The 22,229-nt window shown below is 51.4% G+C and carries 18 protein-coding genes; 12 read left to right on the top strand and 6 right to left on the bottom strand.

The genetic code is table 11. From position 1 onward, the window contains the following. The first annotated feature begins 452 nt into the window (after positions 1–452). From pepT to OGX83_RS13665, 4 genes are all read left to right on the top strand, one after another. A complete protein-coding gene (gene pepT / locus OGX83_RS13680) occupies positions 453–1,709 on the top strand; it encodes a peptidase T (RefSeq protein ID WP_118262433.1) in 1,257 nt (418 codons plus the stop codon). Continuing rightward, positions 1,706–3,067, top strand: a complete 1,362-nt coding sequence (gene dcuC, locus OGX83_RS13675) for a C4-dicarboxylate transporter DcuC (RefSeq protein ID WP_003830889.1) — start codon at positions 1,706–1,708, stop codon at positions 3,065–3,067. Before pepT ends, dcuC begins: the two co-directional genes overlap by 4 nt. Positions 3,068–3,389: 322 nt before the next feature. Then, complete coding sequence (locus OGX83_RS13670; RefSeq protein ID WP_048226383.1) at positions 3,390–4,019, top strand: DUF2913 family protein; 630 nt, start codon at positions 3,390–3,392, stop codon at positions 4,017–4,019. Between the two features lie 98 nt (positions 4,020–4,117). After that, entirely contained in the window at positions 4,118–4,354 is a 237-nt protein-coding gene (locus OGX83_RS13665) for a hypothetical protein (protein ID WP_020996594.1), read from the top strand. A gap of 101 nt (positions 4,355–4,455) precedes the next feature. Here the strand turns inward: OGX83_RS13665 and OGX83_RS13660 are convergent, their stop codons facing one another. Next, positions 4,456–5,085, bottom strand: coding sequence for a LysE family translocator (locus tag OGX83_RS13660; protein WP_048236017.1), 630 nt, complete (start codon positions 5,083–5,085; stop codon positions 4,456–4,458). A 109-nt stretch (positions 5,086–5,194) separates the two neighbouring features. Here OGX83_RS13660 and OGX83_RS13655 point away from each other — a divergent pair, with 109 nt between their 5' ends. The 3 genes from OGX83_RS13655 (at position 5,195) to foxA (ending at position 9,437) form a co-directional block, all read left to right on the top strand. After that, positions 5,195–6,100, top strand: a complete 906-nt coding sequence (locus OGX83_RS13655) for a LysR substrate-binding domain-containing protein (RefSeq protein ID WP_286588267.1) — start codon at positions 5,195–5,197, stop codon at positions 6,098–6,100. A gap of 123 nt (positions 6,101–6,223) precedes the next feature. After that, positions 6,224–7,207, top strand: coding sequence for a helix-turn-helix transcriptional regulator (locus OGX83_RS13650; RefSeq protein WP_071444609.1), 984 nt, complete (start codon positions 6,224–6,226; stop codon positions 7,205–7,207). A 121-nt stretch (positions 7,208–7,328) separates the two neighbouring features. Next, on the top strand, positions 7,329–9,437 hold the full coding sequence (gene foxA, locus OGX83_RS13645; RefSeq protein ID WP_100247269.1) for a ferrioxamine B receptor FoxA: 2,109 nt from the start codon (positions 7,329–7,331) through the stop codon (positions 9,435–9,437). Between the two features lie 553 nt (positions 9,438–9,990). Here the strand turns inward: foxA and OGX83_RS13640 are convergent. The 4 genes from OGX83_RS13640 to OGX83_RS13625 all read right to left on the bottom strand — a co-directional run bounded on the left by OGX83_RS13640 (position 9,991) and on the right by OGX83_RS13625 (position 14,099). Further along, positions 9,991–10,500 carry a hypothetical protein gene (locus OGX83_RS13640; protein WP_262411185.1) on the bottom strand — a complete coding sequence of 170 codons (510 nt, stop codon included), beginning with the start codon at positions 10,498–10,500 and terminating at the stop codon, positions 9,991–9,993. 183 nt (positions 10,501–10,683) lie between these two features. Then, positions 10,684–11,778 carry a 4Fe-4S binding protein gene (locus OGX83_RS13635; RefSeq protein WP_153686864.1) on the bottom strand — a complete coding sequence of 365 codons (1,095 nt, stop codon included), beginning with the start codon at positions 11,776–11,778 and terminating at the stop codon, positions 10,684–10,686. Positions 11,779–11,998: 220 nt separating this feature from the next. Then, positions 11,999–13,387 carry a diguanylate cyclase gene (locus OGX83_RS13630; RefSeq protein WP_286588263.1) on the bottom strand — a complete coding sequence of 463 codons (1,389 nt, stop codon included), beginning with the start codon at positions 13,385–13,387 and terminating at the stop codon, positions 11,999–12,001. A gap of 79 nt (positions 13,388–13,466) precedes the next feature. Then, on the bottom strand, positions 13,467–14,099 hold the full coding sequence (locus tag OGX83_RS13625; protein ID WP_003830900.1) for a LysE family transporter: 633 nt from the start codon (positions 14,097–14,099) through the stop codon (positions 13,467–13,469). A gap of 325 nt (positions 14,100–14,424) precedes the next feature. Here OGX83_RS13625 and yahO point away from each other — a divergent pair, with 325 nt between their 5' ends. Beyond that, positions 14,425–14,700 (top strand): DUF1471 family periplasmic protein YahO, encoded by a 276-nt coding sequence (yahO, locus tag OGX83_RS13620; RefSeq protein WP_032942474.1) that lies wholly within the window; start codon positions 14,425–14,427, stop codon positions 14,698–14,700. 32 nt (positions 14,701–14,732) lie between these two features. Here the strand turns inward: yahO and prpR are convergent, their stop codons facing one another. Next, positions 14,733–16,343, bottom strand: coding sequence for a propionate catabolism operon regulatory protein PrpR (prpR, locus tag OGX83_RS13615; RefSeq protein WP_267458789.1), 1,611 nt, complete (start codon positions 16,341–16,343; stop codon positions 14,733–14,735). A 253-nt stretch (positions 16,344–16,596) separates the two neighbouring features. Here prpR and prpB point away from each other — a divergent pair, with 253 nt between their 5' ends. The 4 genes from prpB to prpE all read left to right on the top strand — a co-directional run bounded on the left by prpB (position 16,597) and on the right by prpE (position 22,147). Then, a complete protein-coding gene (prpB, locus tag OGX83_RS13610; RefSeq protein WP_048226370.1) occupies positions 16,597–17,478 on the top strand; it encodes a methylisocitrate lyase in 882 nt (293 codons plus the stop codon). Between the two features lie 80 nt (positions 17,479–17,558). After that, entirely contained in the window at positions 17,559–18,728 is a 1,170-nt protein-coding gene (prpC, locus tag OGX83_RS13605) for a bifunctional 2-methylcitrate synthase/citrate synthase (protein WP_032942476.1), read from the top strand. 40 nt (positions 18,729–18,768) lie between these two features. Further along, on the top strand, positions 18,769–20,220 hold the full coding sequence (locus OGX83_RS13600; RefSeq protein WP_032942477.1) for a bifunctional 2-methylcitrate dehydratase/aconitate hydratase: 1,452 nt from the start codon (positions 18,769–18,771) through the stop codon (positions 20,218–20,220). A gap of 40 nt (positions 20,221–20,260) precedes the next feature. Beyond that, the gene (gene prpE / locus OGX83_RS13595) at positions 20,261–22,147 is read left to right on the top strand and encodes a propionate--CoA ligase (protein ID WP_057067078.1); all 1,887 of its coding nucleotides are present in this window, start codon (positions 20,261–20,263) and stop codon (positions 22,145–22,147) included. Positions 22,148–22,229: the final 82 nt, after the last annotated feature.

The raw sequence follows: 22,229 nt of genomic DNA, 5'->3' as shown, positions 1-22,229 counted from the left end.
TAATTGTGATTTTGTTCACGGATTTTAGTGCGTTAAGTGGCTATTTGTAGAGAGGTGCAAACGGTTGCATGTTGCTGTTACAGCATTTGTTCATTAAAAAAATATAGCGATGGTATGTCTTGTGTCGGTATCGGGGGCAAGAATCTAAATGATTTTTATTATCCCTTAGACATACGAATTCAGTTTATGACTTCTGTTAGCTTAACACCATGGAAAATGTAGTAAAAACAGACAGGGAATATGATTTTATCAATCAAAAGGAGTTTTTAATCACTGGTATAATTACTGGCCTTTTTTATCTTCCTTTATATAAATCGTTGTCGTAACACTCATAAAATCAGCGTTCTGGGATGAGCGCTGATTTTATTTTGTTCTCAGATTATTCAACCCACGCTGTATGCAGGTCTTCTCTTGCAGTACCTCGTAAATGATACATTAAAGGATCTCTTGGAATGGATATTGTTGAACGCTTTATTAACTACACGAAAATCAATACCACGACCTCAAGGGAAAATGGTGCTAATGGGATAATGCCTTCTTCACCTGGTCAAATGGAACTGGCAAAACTACTTGCAGTAGAACTTGAAGCATTAGGAATGGAAAACATTGAGGTCAGGGATACTGCTATTGTGACCGCGACCTTACCTGGAAATACCGATGACACCATCCCTGTCGTTTCCTTTTTTGGTCATCTGGATACCAGCGCAGAACAGACCGCGGACACAAATGCGCAACGTCTTCACTACAGCGGTGGGGATTTGTGTCTGAACCAGGAGCTGAATATTTATCTGCGTGAAAGTGAATTCCCGGAACTGAAAAATTATATCGGTGATGACCTGCTGGTGACGGATGGTACCAGTCTGCTAGGGGCTGATGATAAAGCCGCCATCGCCGCGATTATGAATGCCCTGGAGTACCTTGTAGCGCATCCGGAGATTAAGCATGGGCCGGTGAAGGTCGGTTTTGTTCCTGATGAAGAGCAGGGATTACGGGGAGCAAAAGCGTTTGATGTTGCGGCGTTTGGCGCTGATTTTGGCTATACCCTGGACTGCTGCGGCATTGGAGAGTTTGTCTATGAGAACTGGAACGCGGGTGATGCGGAAATCATCTTTACCGGCCAGTCCGCGCACCCTATGTCGGCCAAAGGTAAGCTGAAGAACTCTCTGCTGATGGCGCATAAGTTTATTGCGATGCTGCCCGGTGGAGAGGCGCCTGAGTATACGGAAGGGCGCGAAGGGTATTACTGGGTAAAACAGCTTCAGGGTAACAGCGCCCGTACGGTACTTAAGCTGGATATCCGGGATTTTACCGAAGAAGGGTATAAGGCGCGTATGGCATATATCCGCCAGCTTGCCGTCAGCACCTGCGCGCTGTGGGGAGAAAACAGCGTGGTCTGTCATTTAACCGATCGCTATGCCAATGTGTTCAATAGCTTGCAGGGCGATGCACACTACCCGATTGATATTGCGTTTCGCGCGTATCAGAAGTGTGGCATTACCCCGCAACCTGTCGCCATGCGTGGTGGGTATGATGGCGCAGTGCTATCGCAGAAAGGACTGCCTTGCCCGAATATTTTTACCGGTGCTCATAACTTTCATTCAATTTATGAATATCTACCGGTGCGTTCACTGCGAGCCGCCAGCGATGTGGTGGTAGCGGTCATTGAGGAAACCTTTGCTGAGTTCGCGCAGAGGAGAGCTCAGTCATGATTCAGGTGTTAATTGCCCTACTGGTTATCGTGGTGGTCGCGCGTCTGATACTGAAAGGTTATCGCGCTGAACCGGTGCTGTTCATTGCGGGCCTGGTGTTGATGATTTGTACGGCGTTAACCGGATGGGGTTCTGTATTACCGAAGGGCGTTGCCAGTACGGGGATTTCATTTCTCGATCCTTTCGAGGTGATGCGCGATCTCTTTAGTACGCGTGCTGCCGATCTCGGCCTGATGATTATGGCGCTCATGGGATTTGCGCATTACATGGATCATATCGGGGCAAATGAAGCGGTTGTGCGGGTCGTGACGAAACCTTTGCGCGCGCTGCGTTCGCCCTATGTGCTTCTATTTTTCTCCTATCTGCTCGCCAGCCTCCTGCAGTTGGCCATCCCATCCGCTACCGGGCTTGCCGTGTTGCTGATGGGGACGATGTTCCCCATTATGCTGGGGTTAGGGCTTTCTGCGGCCTCGGCTGCTGGGGTTATTGCCACCTCGCTTGGTGTGGCGTATACCCCGACGGCCATCGATGCTATCAGGGGATCTAAAGCGGTCAATATGGATGTGGTGGAATACGTTGTTTACCACCAGGGACCCGCAGCGCTGGCAACCGTGCTGGTCGTGGGCGTCTGCCATTTCTTCTGGCAGCGGCATTGCGACCGTAAAGCGGGGACGCTTCCACGGGAAATCGGTAGCGCTGAGGTGACTGATTCAGGAAAAGCCCCGGCTTTTTATGCGCTGCTCCCGATGCTTCCGATACTGATGGCGGTGGGATCATCGGAAATGTTCGTCAGTGGTATTAACCTGAATATTATCACCATTGTGCTCATTTCAATGGCTGTCTGCATGTTGATTGAGTGGTTGCGGGTGCGTGATTTAAAGTCAGTATGCGAAGGATTCAGCCATTTCCTTAAAGGCATGGGCACCGCCTTTACCGGGGTGGTTGGGCTACTGGTTGCGGCAGGTGTTTTTGCTCACGGAATTAAAGTCATTGGTGCCATTGATCAATTAATCCTGATGGCGGAGCACGTGGGATTACCTCCATTTGCTATGGCGGTGGTGTTTGCGCTGGTGACGCTGGCGGCAGCAATTATTATGGGATCGGGTAATGCGCCATTCCTTGCTTTCGTTGAGCTGATCCCGCAAATCGCGGCAAGTATGGGCGCTAACGCTGTTGCCATGATCCTGCCGATGCAACAGGCATCACATATGGGGCGGGCAATTTCACCGGTTTCCGGCGTGGTGATTGCCGTTTCCAGTGGGGCGAAAATAACGCCATTTGATGTGGTTAAACGTACCGCCGTACCGTTGATTGTGGGCTTTGTAACGCATACCCTGATCATCGGTATTTTCTATTAACTTCGTCTGTAATAAGCAAACTTCCGGGTTGCTGAATGCCCGGTAGTTTGCTTTTTCTGTTTACAGGTCTCATCACAAAATGTGATATTGATTACTGGTGATTATTATTAACCTTTATCTTTATCGCATTATTCTTATTAGTCATTGTTGAGCCACCCCGGATTAATGATTAATAAGTATGATGTATTATATTTGCACGTTTATTACATAGAGATAAGTTAATCTGGATCATATTTTGGCGATTTTAGTTGTAGTAATTTTTTAATAGAGTAATACAAGAATGACGTGGAATAACAATGATGATTTATTTGGGCAGGTTTAAGTGGTAAGGGATTCTGGAAGAGTTAGTACGTTACGACATCATTATCAGGATGATCTGGAAGCCTTTACCTGGAGTGCGTTAGTCGCAATTGGTATTGCAATAAAGGATCATAAAATCTACTCTAAAATGTCAGAGCATCTATTCATTATGCATTGGCTGGCTATTGCAAAAAAAAGAAAAATATTTTCGAAGAGCATTGTCAGTGAGCTTCAGTGGTTAATTGATGAGGGGAAGAAAAAAAGCCTCAATGCACAACTTAAATTTAAAATAGAATATTTGTACGCCACATCGAGTGGTGATGTGACAATGCAAAACGACTATTTTAAATTTACTCACACGATTGAAGTGTTGAGAAATAATGGATGGGAGAGCTTTCTGCTCACTCCGGAGAAGTGGCAAGGCCTTCATGAAAGTATTAAGGTCAGAAAAGGTGACTTTATTTTTATGGATGACACCCGGCTTCAGGAGTGCTTTGGCGTGCAGGGCGAGATAGTCAAACCTTTCTGTATTCGAGTGTACGGCGATATTGAGTTTGCAAAGTTAACGTTCATCAAACATAACCTGCCGGTTGAATTTGTGAAACATATTTCGAATGAGTTTTATTACTTCAATTTTCTTTCAGTTAAGTAATGCTTAACTGATATGGGGGACAAATTTCTGTTTGTTCAAAGAGTGTATTGATCTACCTGTGAAATTATCGGATTTATACCACGCGCAAAGGACAGCGAATGTTTACTCGAAAGTTAGTGATTACAACTGAATGGATAAGGTTGTCGGATACGCCAGACAATGTGTCCATTTCTTTTCGGGGCGTTCTTGAGATCGGTGAAAGCACGGTTGTACCAGATGGCAACACTCCTTTACTTCGCTTAGAAAATGAAATGGCACCTGTCGCCGTTGATGCGTTGTCATGGGTAAGGGTGCCAGTTGAACGCCAGGAAAATGTTATCGTCTATATTTTCTGAATCCTGGTTTATAAATCCATTAATAATGTTAATGTCGATTTGTTCTTATTTTATTCCTCCCGGTGCAAGATGAGATGTATGGCTGAACAATTCGTTGGGGATCACATCGCGGGTGAGAGCATTTGTAGCGCGTGTACATTATAAATAATGCCAAACACCGCCACCGCGAGCAGAAACAGGGAGGAGATAAAAACGCTGCGTCTGGCAAACCGCTCTGGCATCCAGCGTTTGAAAACCATGATGTAAAAAGACAGCACCGTAACATCAAAAATAACCCATACCAGCGTTAGCGTCACAATGCTGGTGGTGAAATCTTGCGTAATGGCAATGAACTGGGGAAAAAACGCTACGAAAAACAAAATGTCCTTTGGGTTAGCGACCCCTGTCAGAAATCCATGGATAAGCCCGCTGTTATCGCGTTTTGGCGCACATAGTCCGGGGTTTGAGTCCCTGGCCCGCAGGCCGTTAATCGCCATCACACCGATATACAACGATCCCACAAGACCCAGTACGCCAAGCCATATCGCAGATATTGAAACCACGCCAGCTAGCATCAGTGCAGCCAGAGCAATCAATACTAAAGAAGCGCCGTTAGTGCCAATCAGCGTGATAAAGGCCCGGCGATAGCCGTGCTGCGACGCGGTGGTGGTAATCAGCGCCACGACCGGACCCGGAGTTAACAGCAGGGTTACTACGCTGAGGCTATAGGCAGCCAGTAAAGTGAAATTCATACCTGATTATCCTGATGATATTTTCCATCAGTATTCCGCCTGCGTGGCGCATTGAAAAACGAATAAAACTGCGCTCTACTGTGAGTAAAACTCAACATAGAAGCTGAGAATGACGCTACCTCCGTTGTATGCCCTGAGGGCTTTTGAAGCCGCAGCCCGTCTGGGATCGTTCAGTAAAGCCGCTATTCAACTTAACGTGACGCCGGGCGCGGTAAGCCGTCATATTCGCACGCTGGAGGCATGGTTTGGTTGCGAGCTATTTGTCCGCAGCGGCCCGCGTATCGAGATAACGCCTTCTGGCCAAGGGCTGGCGCAGCAGTTGACGGCTGGGTTTCAGAGTCTGGAACACGCGTGTCATGCCTTTCGCAGCAGCAGTCATGAGCTACGGCTGAAAGCGCCGTCTACGTTGACGATGCGCTGGCTTCTGGACGTGCTGCGTCATTTCCGTGAAGCGCATCCGACCCCGGTTGTCGAAATTTCCAGCGTCTGGATGGATACCGATTCGGTATCCTTCGGTCGTGAACCGTATGACTGTGCGATCCTGTTAGGGAATGGCCATTTTGGTGACGATACCGACAGCCGGTTGCTGTTTCAGGAGTGGCTTATCCCGGTGTGCTCACCCGCACTGCTGGTGCAGGCGCAGCGCGATCTTTCTGCCTGTGAACTGATTCATCCCTCAGCGGATCGCCGTGACTGGCGTCGGTGGCTGCAACGCACCGGGAAGTTTCCGGCGTTGAATCTTGCGCGAGGCAAAGTGTTCGACACCCTGGAGCAGGGCAGTCTTGCCGCGATGAGCGGTCATGGCGTGTCCGTTGCCGACCTGCTGTTAAGCCTGGCGGCCATTCAGGCAGGGATGTTGGCGTTACCGTTTAAAGATGCGGTGGCGACTGGCGAGGGGTATTACTTTGTCTGGCCAAAGGCTTCAACACGGCTCAGAAATATTGAGCTGCTGTATCGCTGGTTAAAAGAGGCTGCGCCGTGTGTCTCCTCGGCAGATCTAAACTGGCTGGATTAAGCTGTTTATTCTGCTAATTATCATATTGATAATGGTTCTCATTATTATTGTCGTATTGCGCAGGTAATGGTAATGTTGCTTCAGTTATAAACCGTTAATCCCATTTCCTGTGCAGAAGACAGCATGAACAATACCACCGCCCTGAATGCCTCCGGACGCGTCGCTCGCACTTTCTCCGTCAGCGAGTTTATGGATTTTGGTGAGCGCTACGGGATCGATTACCGCTTTCCCCAGTTGGCACAAAGGCCGGATTTACCGTCTGGCAGCCCTGTTCTGCAAGGTGAAATTGAGGAGATGACTCTCCCATGTGGGATGTGCGTGACGCACTCCGACGTACAGGTATTGCAACCCTACGAAACCACCTCTCGTCACGACAGCCCTTTGTATATGCTGGTGGTACTGGAAGGCTGCGTGATCCTGACACTTAACGGACAGGAGCACGTGGTGCGCTCCGGCATGGCGTTTAGCTCACGCCTGAGTGAGCACCAGACGATGCGTGCCCGTCATCATGCTGATTGTAAACTGCGGACATTATCGCTCGGTTTGTATCCCGACGGCGCGTGTCGCACGGGGTTGCTCGAATCGTTGATGCGTGAGTGGGAAAGATGCCAGACGCCGACGCTTATCTGGCAGGTGCCGGGGTTTTTACTCAGCGGACTACAGTACGCGCAGCAGAGTACGATTAGCCATGTTTCTCGTCAGCTGATGTTGGAAGGGCTGATATTACAACTGTTTGGTCATGGCCTCAGCGTGTGTCAGGTCGAGAGCGGTAAACGTCTTGCGGCGAGCGGTGAGCAGCAGCGGCTGGAGGTCGTTCGCCGACTGCTGGAGCAAAGTCCCGAAAATGACTACACCCTTAATGAACTGGCCCAACGCGCAGCGATGAGTCCCAGCAGCCTGCGCAGTAAGTTTCGCGCAGCCTATGGCTGTTCGGTATTCGACTACCTGCGCGATTGCCGTCTGGAACGTGCACGCGGCTATCTACTGGAAGGATATAGCGTACAGCAGGCGGCCTGGATGTCGGGTTATCAGCACGCCACCAACTTTTCTACCGCTTTTCGCCGCCGTTACGGCTTTTCACCCGGTGATTTGCTCAAACTTTGCTAATCCATATTTGCGTTTTACGCACGTGATTTCCTGACAATTTGGCACTGCGCATAGGCAACCTGGCATCCGGCATAGCTATCTCCGTCAGCAAAAAGGTAATAATTCTCACTTACAATTAGACATGCCTTTGGAGATATTCATGTTCGCGAAGACTCGCTTGGCGCTGCTGGTGGGATGGGTTACCGGCAGCGTGGCTTTTCCTCTGCTGGCGCAGGAAACAACAAAAAACGATACGGTGGTTGTCACCTCGCAGATGCAGAGCGGGGCCACGAAGCTTGCCACGCCGGATATTGAAACGCCGCAGTCGGTATCGATCGTTACCCGTGAACAGTTTGAAGAGCAGGGCGCAACCAGCGTGCGCCAGGCCGTCAGCTATACGCCGGGGGTGTACAGCAATCAGATTGGCGCCTCCAACCGCTTTGACTACATCGTGCTGCGTGGCTTTTCTGACGGTAGCCTGGATAACGTCTATCTCGATGGTCTGAAGATGATGGGTGACACCAACTCACACAGCTCGCTGGTGGTCGATCCGTGGTTCCTCGAAGATATCGAAGTCGTACGTGGCCCGGCTTCCGTACTGTATGGCCGTTCCTCCCCGGGTGGCATTGTGGCGCTGACCTCACGTAAGCCGTCGTTTGATGCGGGCGGTGAGGTGAAGCTGTTTGCCGGCAACAATAACCAGCGCGGCGCGGCGTTTGACGTCACTGGGGCACTGGATGATAACGATCGCGTGGCGGCGCGACTGAGCGGGATGACGCGTTACGCGGACTCGCAGTTTGGTCCATTGAAGGAAGAGCGTTACGCGCTGATGCCCAGCCTGACCTGGCGTATCACCGACCAGACGCGTCTGGATCTGATGGCCTATCTGCACCGCGACCCGGAAGGCGGTAGCCACTCCGGTCTGCCGTATGACGGCACCGTGGTTCCGCATTACGGGCAAAAGATCTCCAACACCTTTTACGAAGGCGAGGATGATTACGACAAATACGATCGCCGTGAAAACATGGTGGGCTACAACATTGAGCATATGTTTGATAGCGGTTGGTCGGTGCGGCAAAAGCTGCGCTATCTGCATACCGACGTTGAGCTGAATCAGGTGTATGCGGCGGGCTGGCTGAATGAAACCGAGCTTAATCGCGGTTACTCCGGCTCCGATGAAAAAATGTCGGCGATTACGCTGGATAACCAGCTCGACGGCAGCTTTGATACCTGGCAGGTAAACCACCGTCTGCTGGTGGGGATCGACTATCAGGATCGCAGTAACAATACTACCGGTTACTACGGCGCTTTCCCGCCGATTGACGCTTTTAATCCAGTGTACGGCGCGAAGCCTGATTACATCGACATGTATGCGCGTGAGAAACACAAGCTGCGCCAGACGGGTTACTATTTGCAGGATCAGATGTCATGGGATCGCTGGCGTATTACGCTCGGTGGTCGCTACGATCAGGTCAGCGTTTCTAACATTGATAAAATCAAGGATACTCGCAGCGATCTGGATAAAAACAACTTCAGTACCCGTGCCGCGCTGCTCTATTTATTCGATAACGGCTTTGCGCCGTACGTGAGTTATTCCACTGCCTTTACGCCAACCAGTTTTGCCGATGAGAACGGCAATCTGCTGGATCCGATGAAAGGCAAGCAGTGGGAAGCCGGGCTGAAATATGAGCCGGAAGGACTCAACAGCCAGTTCAGCGCGTCGGTGTTCCGTATCAATCAGACGAATATCGCCACCAAAGAAGAGCCGACCGATCCGTACCGCTCGATTGGGGAAATTGAATCTGAAGGGGTGGAGCTGGAGGCAATTAGCCAACTGACGGATAGCTTCCGTTTGCAGGCGGCGTATACCTATACCGACATTCGCTATAAGAAAAGCAGCCCGGAAGAGCAGGGCAAGCGAGCAGTGTACGCCCCGCGTAACCAGGCCAGTACCTGGCTGAGCTACGATGTGAAAAGCGGTCCGCTGGACGGTCTGACGTTGGGTTCAGGCGTGCGCTACGTTAACGGTATTACCAGCGATCGCCTGAATACTCACACCCTGCCGTCCTACACGCTGGTGGATATGGTGATTGGTTACGACTTAACGAATATCGGCATTAAAGGGTTGAGCGCGCAGTTGAACGTTAACAACCTGACCGACAAGCGCTACGTTGCAGCCTGTAACTCGCTCTCATACTGCTACTTCGGCGCCGAGCGCAGCATTGTCGGCAGTGTGTCCTGGAAATTCTGATGTTTTAGCCGGATGCGGCGCTGGCGCCTTATCCGGCCTACAACAGAGTGCAAATTGTCTGCCTGATAAGCGCATCAGGCATAGTGGATTGCGGTTATTGTGTAAACCGTTCTGCAGACAAATCTGCGCGCTGGCGCCTTATCCGGCCTACAGCAGCGTGCAAATCGTAGGCCTGATAAGCGCAGCGCATCAGGCTTTGTGATTGCGGCTATTGTGTAAAACCGTTTTGCAGACAAATCTGTGTGCTGGCGCCTTATCCGGCCTACGGCAGCGTGCAAATTGCAGGCCTGATAAGCGCAGCGCATCAGGCTTTGTGATTGCGGCTATTGTCTAAAACCGTTTTGCAGACAAACCTGCGCGCTGGCGCCTTATCCGGCCTACGGCAGCGTGCAAATCGTAGGCCTGATAAGCGCAGCGCATCAGGCTTTGTGATTGCGGCTATTGTGTAAAACCGTTTTGCAGACAAACCTGCGCGCTGGCGCCTTATCCGGCCTACGGCAGCGTGCAAATCGTAGGCCTGATAAGCGCAGCGCATCAGGCTTTGTGATTGCGGTTATTTTGTAAAACCGTTCTGCAGACAAATCTGCGCGCTGGTTCTCAGCGTAAAGGCGACTTTGTCTGGGTACTGGCTGTAATAGTTATGCTCTTCTTCCAGCCCTTTTGCCTGCGCCAGACGTACCGTTTCCAGCGAGCAGGTACGGTAGATCAGGTCTTTATTCATATTGGTCTGCTTCTCGCGCTGTTTATCTGCGGACAGCGCCAGCCAGCTTTCGGACAGTGAGTAATCGTAGACCACCCGATTTCCTTTCGCCTGCACGTTCTCAATGGTAATAAATTCGTCGATTTTCAGTCTTGGCTGCCCGCGCATTTTTTTCTTATCTTCTGCGGCGGCATATTGGGCCAGCGCATGAATATCCATACTGGCTATTTTCTGTTTATAAGCATCTACATAAGCGGTAGGTTGCTGATAATGCTGAGCGTAAGCGTTTCTTAATTCCCCGTCATTCATCGTACAACCTGCCATAAACAGAGGTAATAGTAGTGCCAGTTTTATTTTAGTCATGATGTTATCCCGTTCATTATTTTGATCCCAGTCGCCCATAACAAAATAGAAAAATTATTACAGATGATATTTAAGGTTGTATAAACGAGAGCGCGATGGCACAAGTTCAATTGTCTTAAAATGGCAGGACAGGCGGGAAACCCTGCCAGAATTGGCAGGGTTTTGAACATACTGATAAAAAAATTAATGGCCGATCATCTTTGCCTTCGGGATCAGCTGGAAATACATATGATCGGGCACTGGCGTATCCCAGACATTGGCATAAACGGCATAACCAATGGTGGCAAACAGAATGCCAAGCACCAGTAGCGTCATGGCAACACCTGATAGCGTCCTCTGTCGCCATAACGGTTTACCGTTGTCTTGCACCCCTGGTGGTGTTTGCAGTGAGAAGCTCAGCGTTGAGGCCACCGGGCAGGATTCAACGCAGGTCATGCAGCCAGTGCATTCCACGGTACGCACCTGAATCAGTCTGTCGACCGGGATATGCGACGGGCAGTTTTTCGCGCATTTTCCGCAGTCGATGCAACTGTCTGCGTTACGGCGGATTTTAAACGGCGAGAGCAGCGAGAACAGACCGAGCAGCGCACCATAAGGGCACAGATAGCGGCACCAGGCATTGCGAATAAACAGGCTCAGGACACTGATAACGACAACAAAGATGAGCGTAGCGGAGCCAATATGGCGAAAGAAATCGAGCATCTTCACGTCGATAATCATGCCATAGGCCGACATTAGAAAATACTGAATCCCCTGTGCAGGCATCGACAGGGCGATATACAAAAAGAAACTCAGCAGCAAATACTTCAGACTGAGCAGCGGGATATCCAGCCAGCGCGGCAGCGTGAAGTTGCGACCAAATACTTTTTTCCCCAGATTGCCGAGCAGTTCGGACAGCGTGCCCACCGGGCATAACCACGAACAGAAGGCTTTTTTTAACAACAGACTAATCAGGATAAACGCAACTAACAGCAGCATGGAGGCGGCATGGATAGGCGGAAGAAAACCAGTCTCCAACGTATAGCGGATATTCATCAAACCCGCGATTGGTAGCCATCCCTCAATACCACCTGGCCTTGGAATATAGACGCTGGTGCCGGCGGTTTCGAAATAGCGGACCCAGTAATAGAACGTTACGCCAATATAAATATTAATAGCCAGCAGGAGAAACTGTGTGGCTTTTCGCCAGCTGCTGGCGTTGCGCCAGTCATTCCACGGCAGTTTGCCTCCGATCGTGCCAGGACGGCGCTGCCAGCGTGTTCTCTTCTTCCCGTTCATGATTTTATACTATCCCTCATATTTCCCCTTCTGCATTCAGAAGGCGTCATCACCGGGACATGCTAGCGCCATTCAGATTTGGTGTATTTGATTTGCATCTTATTATGTGGCTGTTATTTTTATCACGCAAATAGGCTTGAATAAAAATAACAGCTCGGTATTTATCGCCGATCAGATAAATACCCTGAACGGGGTATTTATTTCTCTGTGGCGGAGAAGGTTATTCCTGATAAACCTCAACGCGGTCGCGACCATTACTTTTTGCCTGATAAAGTGCGCGATCGGCTTTATCAACCAGCTGTTTGTAGTCGGGATGATAATCATATTCGGCAATACCGATACTGACGGTAATAGAAAACGTTTCTGTCGCAGAGGCTGCCATGCGCATCCCGGCAATTTTCATACGCAGCGTTTCCAGAATAATACTGGCCTGCGATTCATCTGACTCGACGAGCAGGATCATAAATTCTTCACCACCGTAGCGGAACACGTAATCGCTGCTACGGATATGATCATAAATGACCGCTGCGACATTTTTGAGCGTCAGATCGCCGGTATTATGCCCGAAGTTATCGTTAATTTGCTTGAAGTAGTCGATATCCAGCATCGCCAGGCTAAAAGGCTTACGCGCATGTAACGCTAACGAAATCTCACGCCGCATGATGGTCGGAATAAAGCGGCGATTAAGCAACTGGGTCAGCGAATCTTTACCATTTTCCTGCTTAACCAGCGCCTCAAACATTGAAGCGAGCAGGAAATGGATTTTTGCCGATAGCTGGCGGACATCCTGTAATAAGCTCATCCGTTCGGGCTCTGTCGGTTGATGCTGAGGTGACAGGGTGGTCGTCAGACGAGTGTCGATCTCTGCAATCAGTGATTCCATTTCGTTGAGCAAATTGCTGTTGCCAAGAATATGTTTTCCCTTATGCGAGAACCACATACCAAAATCAGAGTTCGCCAGAAATACCATTTCACCGAAAGGCATTGCGGTGGCAATGTTATAGATAAACTGGTTTTCCCAGTCAGTAAACGAACGGATTTGCCGCTCACGCTCGACGTTAACGTCATCGTAAATAGTCTGCAGACGATACTGCTCCTGAGTATGCAGCGAGTTTTGATGGCTTGGGGAATAGGAGACTGTCATGGCCTCCAGTGCGGTATCCATTGCCAGACTGCTGAAACAGATAGCATCGCTCAGCAGAGAGGACGAATAGTCCGCTTTGGTTTTCAACACCCGATACAGCTCATCCTTGAGCTTACGCGCGCCGCGGTTTACCAGATCGATGGGCAGGCCGATACGGGCATGCACCACGCCAATTTTGCGTTGTTTGGCCAGCAGCTGCGGTAGATCTTCGTGCGCGCTGCCAAGCACGCTGCGTAACCAGTCAAACATACTGCCGCTGAGGCGGGTACTGACCTGTTCTGTATTGAGGAACAATGCGCTCTGGGCATGGGAGAGCATATAGTCATAAAAAACGGTCACTAAATGGCGGATCTCTTCATCGCTTAACGATGTGAGGAGCGTGTGAACGTCAGGCGATGTTTGTCGTATCAGCGCCTGCCATTCTGTAAGGAGTAATGTGTCGTTTACCGGTTCAACCTGTTCCATCTCACTGCCACTCAACCTGCGATTAAAAATTCAGGCGGTATTACGGACAATTACCTCACAATGGTCAAGTTAAACTCTCTTATCGATGGCTAATACCTTCATAAATAAGTCTTAGCGCGAAAACACCTATTATTGCGCCAATCACCCGGCTGGCAACGCGTTGGATGCGACCATACGCCCGTCGCACGGCAGGCAAAGAAAATGCCTGGCTGAGAAAAATACGCCAGATAACGGAAGACAACACAATGCCTGCCCAGGCCATCAGTCTGGCCCACGTAGGCGTGTCTGCGCTTAAGGTGACCGAGAAGATACTAATAAAAAACAGCACGGTTTGCGGGTTTGATAAATCCGTTAGTAATCCACGGCGGAAAAACACATACCAGGGGGCGGAAAGCGGTTGCTGTAGAGTGGGCATTTGCGGCGTGGCCTGATGGCGGATGCTGTTCCAGGCAAACCACAGCAGATAGGCGCCGCCGACAATCTTAATCAATGAAAATATCTCTTCACACTGGGTGATTAGCGTTGCCATACCAAAAAGCCCAAGGCCGGAGTAAAACGCATCACCCAAGGCAACACCCAGACCGGTCATCACACCTGCGCGTCGTCCGGATGCCAGGCTAGTTTGTACTACCACGAACAGGTTTGCGCCGGGGTTAAAAAAGGTTAAAACAAACAGGCTGACGGTGAGTACAACGGCGTGCAAAGGTTCCATAGACAACATTTCCATTAGTAAGCGCTTAAGTGACAGTTAACACTATAATTTTAGTGTGTTCATCATTCTGCGTATTCACTCACACTGCGCAGTGAAACGCGCTGAGATTTGCAAATGACTTCATAGATTATTTTGTGCAAACCTGGCGCGTCAGATAACGCGACGGCACAGGTTTTCTGTTATCAACGATTCGCAAAATCTCTTTATATTTCCGCCTGCTCTGGATCTTTTTGCCAGGCTGAACTACTTATTAATCATCCTTGACTCGCATGTCGAATGTTCAGGGGTCGATGATGGCATATATAACAAAATCTGGAGCTTTTATATGAAAACTGGAATTAAAGTACTTATTGGTGCGTTAGCTTTTGTTGTGACCAACGCGTACGCCGCGGAATTTATGACGAAGGTTGAGTTTGAAAAGGTTGAGTCTCAGTATACAAAAATCGGTGATATTTCAACGAGTAATGAAGTCTCTACTTCGGATGCTAAAGAAGACCTTCTGAAGAAAGCTGAAGAGAAAGGTGCTGACGTGGTGGTATTAACCTCCGGCCAAACGGATAACAAAATCCATGGCACAGCGAATATTTACAAGAAAAAATAACGTGCAGCTGTAAGAAATACGACACCCGTCGGTCATTGTACCGGCGGGGTTTCTTTTAATCTGCGCCAGAACGTGGTTCTGCTAATTCCGAGATAGCGTGCAGCCGCGGTTTTATCACCATTGAATTGTGCCAACACCTGTTGTGGCGTCAGCAATGACGATGCTTGCGGTGAGTCTGCAACAATGGCCAGTTCCGGTAACAGCTGTTGTAAAAAATCCACATTCAGCTCTGGCTGCGGCTCGACGCTTAAAAACAGTGCCAGACGTTCCATCATATTACGCAGTTCGCGGATATTCCCCGGCCAGCCATAATTCAGCAGCGTCGGCTGACTTAATCCCAACCCCTTGCGTACAGGCTCAGAAAACGGCACGTCCAGTTCCGCCAGCGACTGTTTTAAAAAGCCTTCCGCTAATGGCAGGATATCGGGCAACCGCTCGCGTAGCGGCGGCAGCTTGAGGCGTAAAATGCTCAGGCGATAAAACAGATCGGTACGAAATTCCCCCAGTTTCATCTCCTGCTCCAGATTACAGTGTGTGGCGCTAATCACCCGGACATCGACCGGAATCGGCTGATGTCCGCCCACCCGGGTGACCTCTTTTTCTTCCAGCACACGTAGCAGTCGGGTTTGTAACGGCAGCGGCATCTCGCCTATCTCGTCAAGAAACAGGGTTCCGCCGTGAGCGATTTCAAACAGGCCTGCGCGTCCCCCTCGGCGAGAGCCGGTAAAGGCGCCATCCTCATAGCCGAACAGCTCCGCTTCCAGCAATGACTCAGTGATCGCCCCGCAGTTGACGGCAACAAACGGCGGTGAGGGTTTACCGCGCCGATTCTCCTGACGGGTGAAAAACTCACGGTGAATGGCCTGTGCGGCCAGCTCTTTACCCGTTCCTGTTTCGCCCTGAATGAGGACCGGCGCACGCGAACGGGCGTACAGCATAATGGTGTGCCGTACCTGTTCCATCTGCGCAGAGTGACCGCGCATATCTCCGAGCGCGTAGCGAGTGCGCAACGTATCGCCAGAGGCGTACTGACCGTTTCTGCGTAATGTCAAGCGGGTCATATCCAACGCATCGACAAAGGCCTGGCGCACGGTGGCCGCCGAATAGATAAAGATGCCGGTCATGCCTGCTTCTTCTGCCAGATCGGTAATCAACCCCGCACCAACTACCGCTTGTGTACCGCCAGCCTTCAGCTCGTTGATTTGCCCACGAGCATCTTCCTCGGTGATATAGCTACGCTGTTCAAGCTGCAAATTGAAAGTTTTTTGAAACGCGAGAAGCGCCGGGAGGGGTTCCTGATAGGTAATGATGCCAATTGACGAGGTGAGTTTTCCCGCTTTTGCCAGTGCCTGTAGCACGTCGAATCCGCTGGGTTTAATCAGGATCACCGGAATAGACAAACGGCTTTTCAGATATGCGCCGTTGGAGCCTGCCGCAATGATGGCATCGCAACGCTCGGTGGCCAGCTTCTTACGGATATAGGCCACCGCTTTTTCGAAACCAAGCTGAATGGGGGTGATGGTCGCCAGGTGGTCGAACTCCAGACTGATGTCGCGAAACAGTTCAAACAGGCGGGTGACTGAGACTGTCCAGATAACCGGTTTGTCGTCGTTCACACGCGGCGGTAGATGTGTATCTGCCATAACTAACCCAAAAAAGTAAGGAACCGAGTAGTAGGGTTTAGTTGTGTTTCATAAATGTTGCAATGAAACGTGAAGGAACGTTTCATGAAACGATAGCTGACACGCTTTTGTGCAACAAAAATAGGAGTATTGGATTTAATGTATTGTTTTAAAAGATAAAAAATTAAATTGAAGAGAAAATAAGCTCCCTGGCATACCCCTTGCTTTAGAAACATCAACGAACGATAACAAGTTGATAACAAGAGGACGGGATATGTCTCTACACTCCCCAGGGCTGGCGTTTCGCGCTGCGCTCACTAAAGAAAACCCATTACAAATCGTTGGCACCATCAACGCCAACCACGCTCTGCTGGCTCAACGTGCCGGGTATCAAGCGATTTATCTCTCCGGCGGCGGTGTCGCGGCGGGGTCGCTGGGTCTGCCGGATCTCGGCATTTCTACCCTTGATGATGTGCTGACTGATATTCGTCGCATTACGGATGTTTGCCCGCTGCCATTGCTGGTGGATGCGGATATTGGTTTTGGATCGTCTGCATTCAACGTGGCGCGTACCGTCAAGTCGATTTCCAAAGCGGGTGCTGCTGCGCTGCATATTGAAGATCAGATCGGCGCCAAGCGCTGCGGTCATCGCCCGAACAAGGCGATCGTCTCGAAAGAAGAGATGGTCGACAGGATCCGCGCAGCCGTTGATGCGCGCACCGATCCCAACTTTGTGATTATGGCGCGGACCGATGCGCTGGCGGTGGAAGGGTTAGAGGCTGCCATCGATCGTGCCCAGGCGTATGTCGAAGCGGGCGCTGACATGCTGTTCCCGGAAGCCATTACCGAACTTGAGATGTACCGCCAGTTTGCCGATGCGGTACAGGTACCAATTCTCGCCAACATTACTGAGTTTGGCGCCACACCGCTGTTTACCACCGATGAACTGCGCAGCGCGAACGTTGCGATGGCGCTATACCCGCTGTCAGCTTTCCGCGCCATGAACCGCGCGGCGGAGAAGGTTTACAACGTGCTGCGTCAGGAAGGTACGCAAAAGAACGTTATCGACATTATGCAGACGCGCAACGAGCTGTACGAAAGCATCAATTACTACCAGTTCGAAGAGAAACTCGACGCGTTGTACACAAAAAAGTAACCGTCGTAGGCCGGATAAGGCCTAGCCGCCATCCGGCAATAAATTAGTACCCTACATATTACAATAATGACGAGGACAACATGAGCGACACAACGATCCTGCAAAATAGTACCCATGTCATTAAACCCAAAAAATCGGTTGCGCTGTCAGGCGTCGCTGCCGGAAATACTGCCTTATGTACCGTGGGTAAAAGCGGTAACGATCTGCACTATCGTGGCTACGATATTCTTGACCTGGCACAACAGTGCGAATTTGAAGAAGTTGCGCATCTGCTGATTCACGGGAAATTACCCACCCGCGATGAGCTCACCGCCTATAAAAGCAAATTGAAAGCGCTGCGCGGATTGCCCGCTAACGTGCGTACCGTACTGGAAGCGCTGCCTGCCGCCTCGCATCCGATGGACGTGATGCGCACTGGTGTTTCCGCGCTGGGTTGTACGCTGCCGGAAAAAGAAGGACATACCGTCTCCGGCGCACGCGATATTGCCGACAAACTGCTGGCATCGCTCAGTTCTATCCTCCTGTACTGGTATCACTACAGCCATAACGGCGAGCGTATTCAGCCGGAGACCGATGATGATTCTATTGGCGGTCACTTCCTGCATTTGCTGCATGGTGAAAAGCCATCACAAAGCTGGGAAAAGGCGATGCACATTTCGCTGGTGCTGTACGCCGAGCACGAATTTAACGCTTCCACCTTCACGGGGCGTGTGATTGCGGGAACTGGCTCTGATATGTACTCCGCGATTATCGGTGCGATTGGCGCACTGCGTGGGCCGAAACACGGCGGCGCGAATGAAGTGTCGCTGGAAATTCAGCAGCGCTACGAAACGCCGGATGAAGCCGAAGCGGATATCCGTAAACGCGTTGAAAACAAAGAAGTGGTGATTGGCTTTGGTCACCCGGTTTACACCATCGCCGACCCGCGCCATCAGGTGATCAAGCGTGTGGCGAAACAGCTTTCTCAGGAGGGCGGTTCGCTGAAAATGTACAACATTGCCGACCGTCTGGAAGAGGTGATGTGGGAAACGAAAAAGATGTTCCCTAACCTCGACTGGTTCTCGGCAGTCTCTTACAACATGATGGGCGTCCCCACTGAAATGTTCACACCGCTGTTCGTTATCGCCCGCGTCACCGGCTGGGCGGCGCACATCATCGAACAGCGCCAGGACAACAAAATTATCCGTCCTTCCGCCAACTATACCGGCCCGGAAGATCGCGAATTTGTCCCGATTGAAAAACGTTGCTAATGCAAAACCTCTAAAGATAAAAAAACAGGAAATGTACCCTATGTCTGCACATATTTCGAACGTCCGCCCTGAATTTGACCGTGAAATCGTTGATATCGTTGATTATGTCATGAACTACGAGATCACCTCGAAGGTGGCGTATGACACCGCGCATTATTGCCTGCTTGATACCCTTGGCTGTGGCCTGGAAGCGCTGGAATATCCGGCCTGTAAAAAACTGCTGGGGCCGGTTGTACCGGGTACCGTCGTCCCGAACGGTGTGCGCGTACCTGGTACCCAGTTCCAGCTCGATCCGGTGCAGGCGGCGTTTAACATCGGTGCGATGATCCGCTGGCTGGACTTTAACGACACGTGGCTGGCCGCAGAATGGGGTCATCCTTCCGATAACCTCGGCGGTATTCTGGCGACGGCTGACTGGCTGTCGCGCAATGCGGTGGCGGTGGGTAAAGCGCCGTTAACCATGAAAAAAGTGTTAACCGGAATGATTAAAGCCCATGAAATTCAGGGCTGTATCGCGCTGGAAAACTCCTTCAACCGCGTCGGTCTGGATCACGTCCTGCTGGTAAAAGTCGCCTCCACGGCGGTGGTTGCCGAGATGCTTGGCCTGAACCGGGATGAAATTCTCAACGCCGTCTCTCTGGCGTGGGTCGACGGTCAGTCGCTGCGTACCTATCGTCATGCGCCGAATACCGGCACGCGTAAATCCTGGGCGGCTGGCGATGCCACCTCACGTGCTGTACGTCTGGCGCTGATGGCGAAAACCGGTGAAATGGGATATCCATCTGCACTGACGGCGAAAACCTGGGGCTTCTATGATGTCTCTTTCAAAGGCGAATCTTTCCGCTTCCAGCGCCCGTACGGTTCGTACGTGATGGAAAACGTGTTGTTTAAAATTTCCTTCCCGGCAGAGTTCCACTCGCAGACCGCGGTAGAAGCGGCGATGACGCTGTACGAGCAGTTACAGGCCGCAGGTAAGACCGCTGCCGATATCGAAAAAGTGACCATTCGTACGCATGAAGCCTGTATCCGCATCATCGATAAAAAAGGCCCGTTGAATAACCCGGCGGATCGTGACCACTGCATCCAGTACATGGTGGCTATCCCGCTACTGTTCGGACGCTTAACGGCGGCAGATTACGAAGACGGCGTGGCGCAGGACAAACGCATTGATGCACTGCGTGAAAAGATTAACTGCTTCGAAGATCCGACCTTTACTGCGGATTACCACGACCCTGAAAAACGCGCCATCGCGAATGCCATCACGCTTGAATTCACCGACGGCTCACGCTTTGAAGAAGTGGTAGTGGAATACCCAATCGGCCACGCGCGCCGTCGTAACGACGGTATGCCGAAGCTGGTCGAGAAGTTCAAAATTAACCTGGCGCGTCAGTTCCCGACCCGTCAGCAGCAGCGCATCCTGGATGTCTCCCTGGACAGAACTCGCCTGGAGCAGATGCCGGTCAATGAGTATATGGACCTTTATGTAATCTAAACCTGCGTGCGGCAAGGCGTAAGTTCAACAGGAGAGCATTATGTCTTATAGCGAGTTTTATCAACGTTCTATTACGCAGCCGGAGTCGTTCTGGGCCGAGCAGGCCCAGCGTATTGACTGGCAGCAGCCGTATACGCAGGTGCTGGACCACAGTAATCCGCCGTTTGCCCGCTGGTTTTGCGGCGGTACGACCAATCTGTGCCACAACGCAATTGACCGCTGGCTGGAGAAACAGCCTGACGCGTTGGCGCTGATTGCCGTTTCTTCAGAAACTGAAGAAGAACGCACGTTTACCTTTCGTCAGCTGTATGACGAAGTGAACGTCGCGGCGGCGATGTTGTTGTCGCTGGGCGTACAGCGTGGCGATCGGGTACTGGTTTATATGCCGATGATCGCCGAGGCGCACATTACGCTGCTGGCCTGCGCACGTATAGGGGCGATCCATTCGGTGGTGTTCGGTGGTTTCGCCTCGCACAGCGTAGCGGCGCGTATCGACGACGCCCGACCGGTGGTTATCGTGTCGGCGGATGCCGGGGCGCGCGGCGGTAAAGTCCTGCCGTATAAAAAGCTGCTCGATGATGCGATCGATCAGGCGCAGCATCAGCCGCGTCATGTGGTATTAGTCGATCGCGGTCTGGCGAAAATGGCGCGGGTAGAGGGGCGAGACCTCGACTTTGCCACGCTGCGCCAGCAGCATCTCGGCGCGCGGGTACCGGTTGCCTGGCTGGAGTCGAACGAAACGTCCTGCATTCTCTACACCTCCGGGACAACCGGTAAACCGAAAGGCGTCCAGCGCGACGTTGGCGGTTACGCGGTCGCGCTGGCGACCTCGATGGACACTATTTTCGGCGGCAAGGCAGGCGGCGTGTTCTTCTGCGCGTCGGATATCGGCTGGGTAGTTGGGCATTCGTATATCGTGTATGCCCCACTACTGGCGGGGATGGCGACAGTGGTTTACGAAGGGTTGCCAACGTATCCAGACTGTGGCGTATGGTGGAAAATTGTTGAGAAGTATCAGGTCAGCCGGATGTTCTCCGCCCCAACCGCCATCCGCGTGCTGAAGAAATTCCCGACCGCGCAAATCCGCAATCACGATCTCTCCTCGCTGGAGGTGCTGTATCTGGCGGGTGAGCCGCTGGATGAACCGACCGCCAGTTGGGTAACGGAAACGCTGGGCGTCCCGGTTATCGACAACTACTGGCAGACTGAATCCGGTTGGCCGATTATGGCGATCGCTCGCGGGCTGGACGACCGCCCGTCGCGGCTGGGTAGCCCAGGCGTGCCGATGTACGGATATAACGTGCAGTTGCTCAATGAGGTGACCGGCGAGCCCTGCGAAGCGAATGAAAAGGGCATGCTGGTGATTGAAGGGCCGCTGCCGCCGGGCTGTATCCAGACTATCTGGGGTGATGACGCGCGGTTTGTGAATACCTACTGGTCGCTGTTTTCTCGTCAGGTGTACGCCACCTTTGACTGGGGTATTCGCGATGCGGACGGCTATTACTTTATCCTTGGTCGTACGGATGATGTCATCAACGTGGCCGGGCATCGGTTGGGGACGCGTGAGATAGAGGAGAGTATTTCCAGCTATCCGAACGTTGCCGAAGTGGCTGTGGTCGGCGTGAAGGACGCACTGAAGGGGCAGGTAGCGGTCGCGTTTGTCATTCCGAAACAGAGCGACAGCCTTGAAGATCGCGACATCGCACATTCGGAAGAGAAGGCGATTATGGCGCTGGTGGACAGTCAGATTGGTAATTTTGGCCGTCCGGCGCATGTCTGGTTTGTGTCGCAGTTGCCGAAAACGCGCTCTGGCAAAATGCTTAGACGGACGATCCAGGCGATCTGTGAAGGCCGCGATCCTGGCGATCTAACGACCATTGACGATCCCGCGTCGTTGCAGCAAATCCGTCAGGCGATCGAAGAGTAACATCGTGTGATGCCCGGTGGCGCAATGCTTACCGGGCCTTTTAGTATCGTAGGCCGGATAAACCACGTGAGTGGTGCATCCG

The sequence above is a fragment of the Citrobacter sp. Cpo074 genome (assembly GCF_030332745.1).
GTDB classification, from domain to species: Bacteria; Pseudomonadota; Gammaproteobacteria; order Enterobacterales; family Enterobacteriaceae; genus Citrobacter; species Citrobacter portucalensis.
This window is presented reverse-complemented; position numbering and strand designations above follow the sequence as displayed.

Excerpts from the sequence above, each read along its gene's own strand:
- pepT (WP_118262433.1), top strand. The coding sequence starts at position 453 with ATGGATATTGTTGAACGCTTTATTAACTACACGAAAATCAATACCACG.
- dcuC (WP_003830889.1), top strand. The coding sequence starts at position 1,706 with ATGATTCAGGTGTTAATTGCCCTACTGGTTATCGTGGTGGTCGCGCGT.
- OGX83_RS13665 (WP_020996594.1), top strand. The coding sequence starts at position 4,118 with ATGTTTACTCGAAAGTTAGTGATTACAACTGAATGGATAAGGTTGTCG.
- OGX83_RS13660 (WP_048236017.1), bottom strand. The coding sequence starts at position 5,085 with ATGAATTTCACTTTACTGGCTGCCTATAGCCTCAGCGTAGTAACCCTG.
- OGX83_RS13655 (WP_286588267.1), top strand. The coding sequence starts at position 5,195 with ATGACGCTACCTCCGTTGTATGCCCTGAGGGCTTTTGAAGCCGCAGCC.
- OGX83_RS13650 (WP_071444609.1), top strand. The coding sequence starts at position 6,224 with ATGAACAATACCACCGCCCTGAATGCCTCCGGACGCGTCGCTCGCACT.
- foxA (WP_100247269.1), top strand. The coding sequence starts at position 7,329 with ATGCCTTTGGAGATATTCATGTTCGCGAAGACTCGCTTGGCGCTGCTG.
- OGX83_RS13640 (WP_262411185.1), bottom strand. The coding sequence starts at position 10,500 with ATGACTAAAATAAAACTGGCACTACTATTACCTCTGTTTATGGCAGGT.
- OGX83_RS13635 (WP_153686864.1), bottom strand. The coding sequence starts at position 11,778 with ATGAACGGGAAGAAGAGAACACGCTGGCAGCGCCGTCCTGGCACGATC.
- OGX83_RS13630 (WP_286588263.1), bottom strand. The coding sequence starts at position 13,387 with ATGGAACAGGTTGAACCGGTAAACGACACATTACTCCTTACAGAATGG.
- OGX83_RS13625 (WP_003830900.1), bottom strand. The coding sequence starts at position 14,099 with ATGGAACCTTTGCACGCCGTTGTACTCACCGTCAGCCTGTTTGTTTTA.
- yahO (WP_032942474.1), top strand. The coding sequence starts at position 14,425 with ATGAAAACTGGAATTAAAGTACTTATTGGTGCGTTAGCTTTTGTTGTG.
- prpR (WP_267458789.1), bottom strand. The coding sequence starts at position 16,343 with ATGGCAGATACACATCTACCGCCGCGTGTGAACGACGACAAACCGGTT.
- prpB (WP_048226370.1), top strand. The coding sequence starts at position 16,597 with ATGTCTCTACACTCCCCAGGGCTGGCGTTTCGCGCTGCGCTCACTAAA.
- prpC (WP_032942476.1), top strand. The coding sequence starts at position 17,559 with ATGAGCGACACAACGATCCTGCAAAATAGTACCCATGTCATTAAACCC.
- OGX83_RS13600 (WP_032942477.1), top strand. The coding sequence starts at position 18,769 with ATGTCTGCACATATTTCGAACGTCCGCCCTGAATTTGACCGTGAAATC.
- prpE (WP_057067078.1), top strand. The coding sequence starts at position 20,261 with ATGTCTTATAGCGAGTTTTATCAACGTTCTATTACGCAGCCGGAGTCG.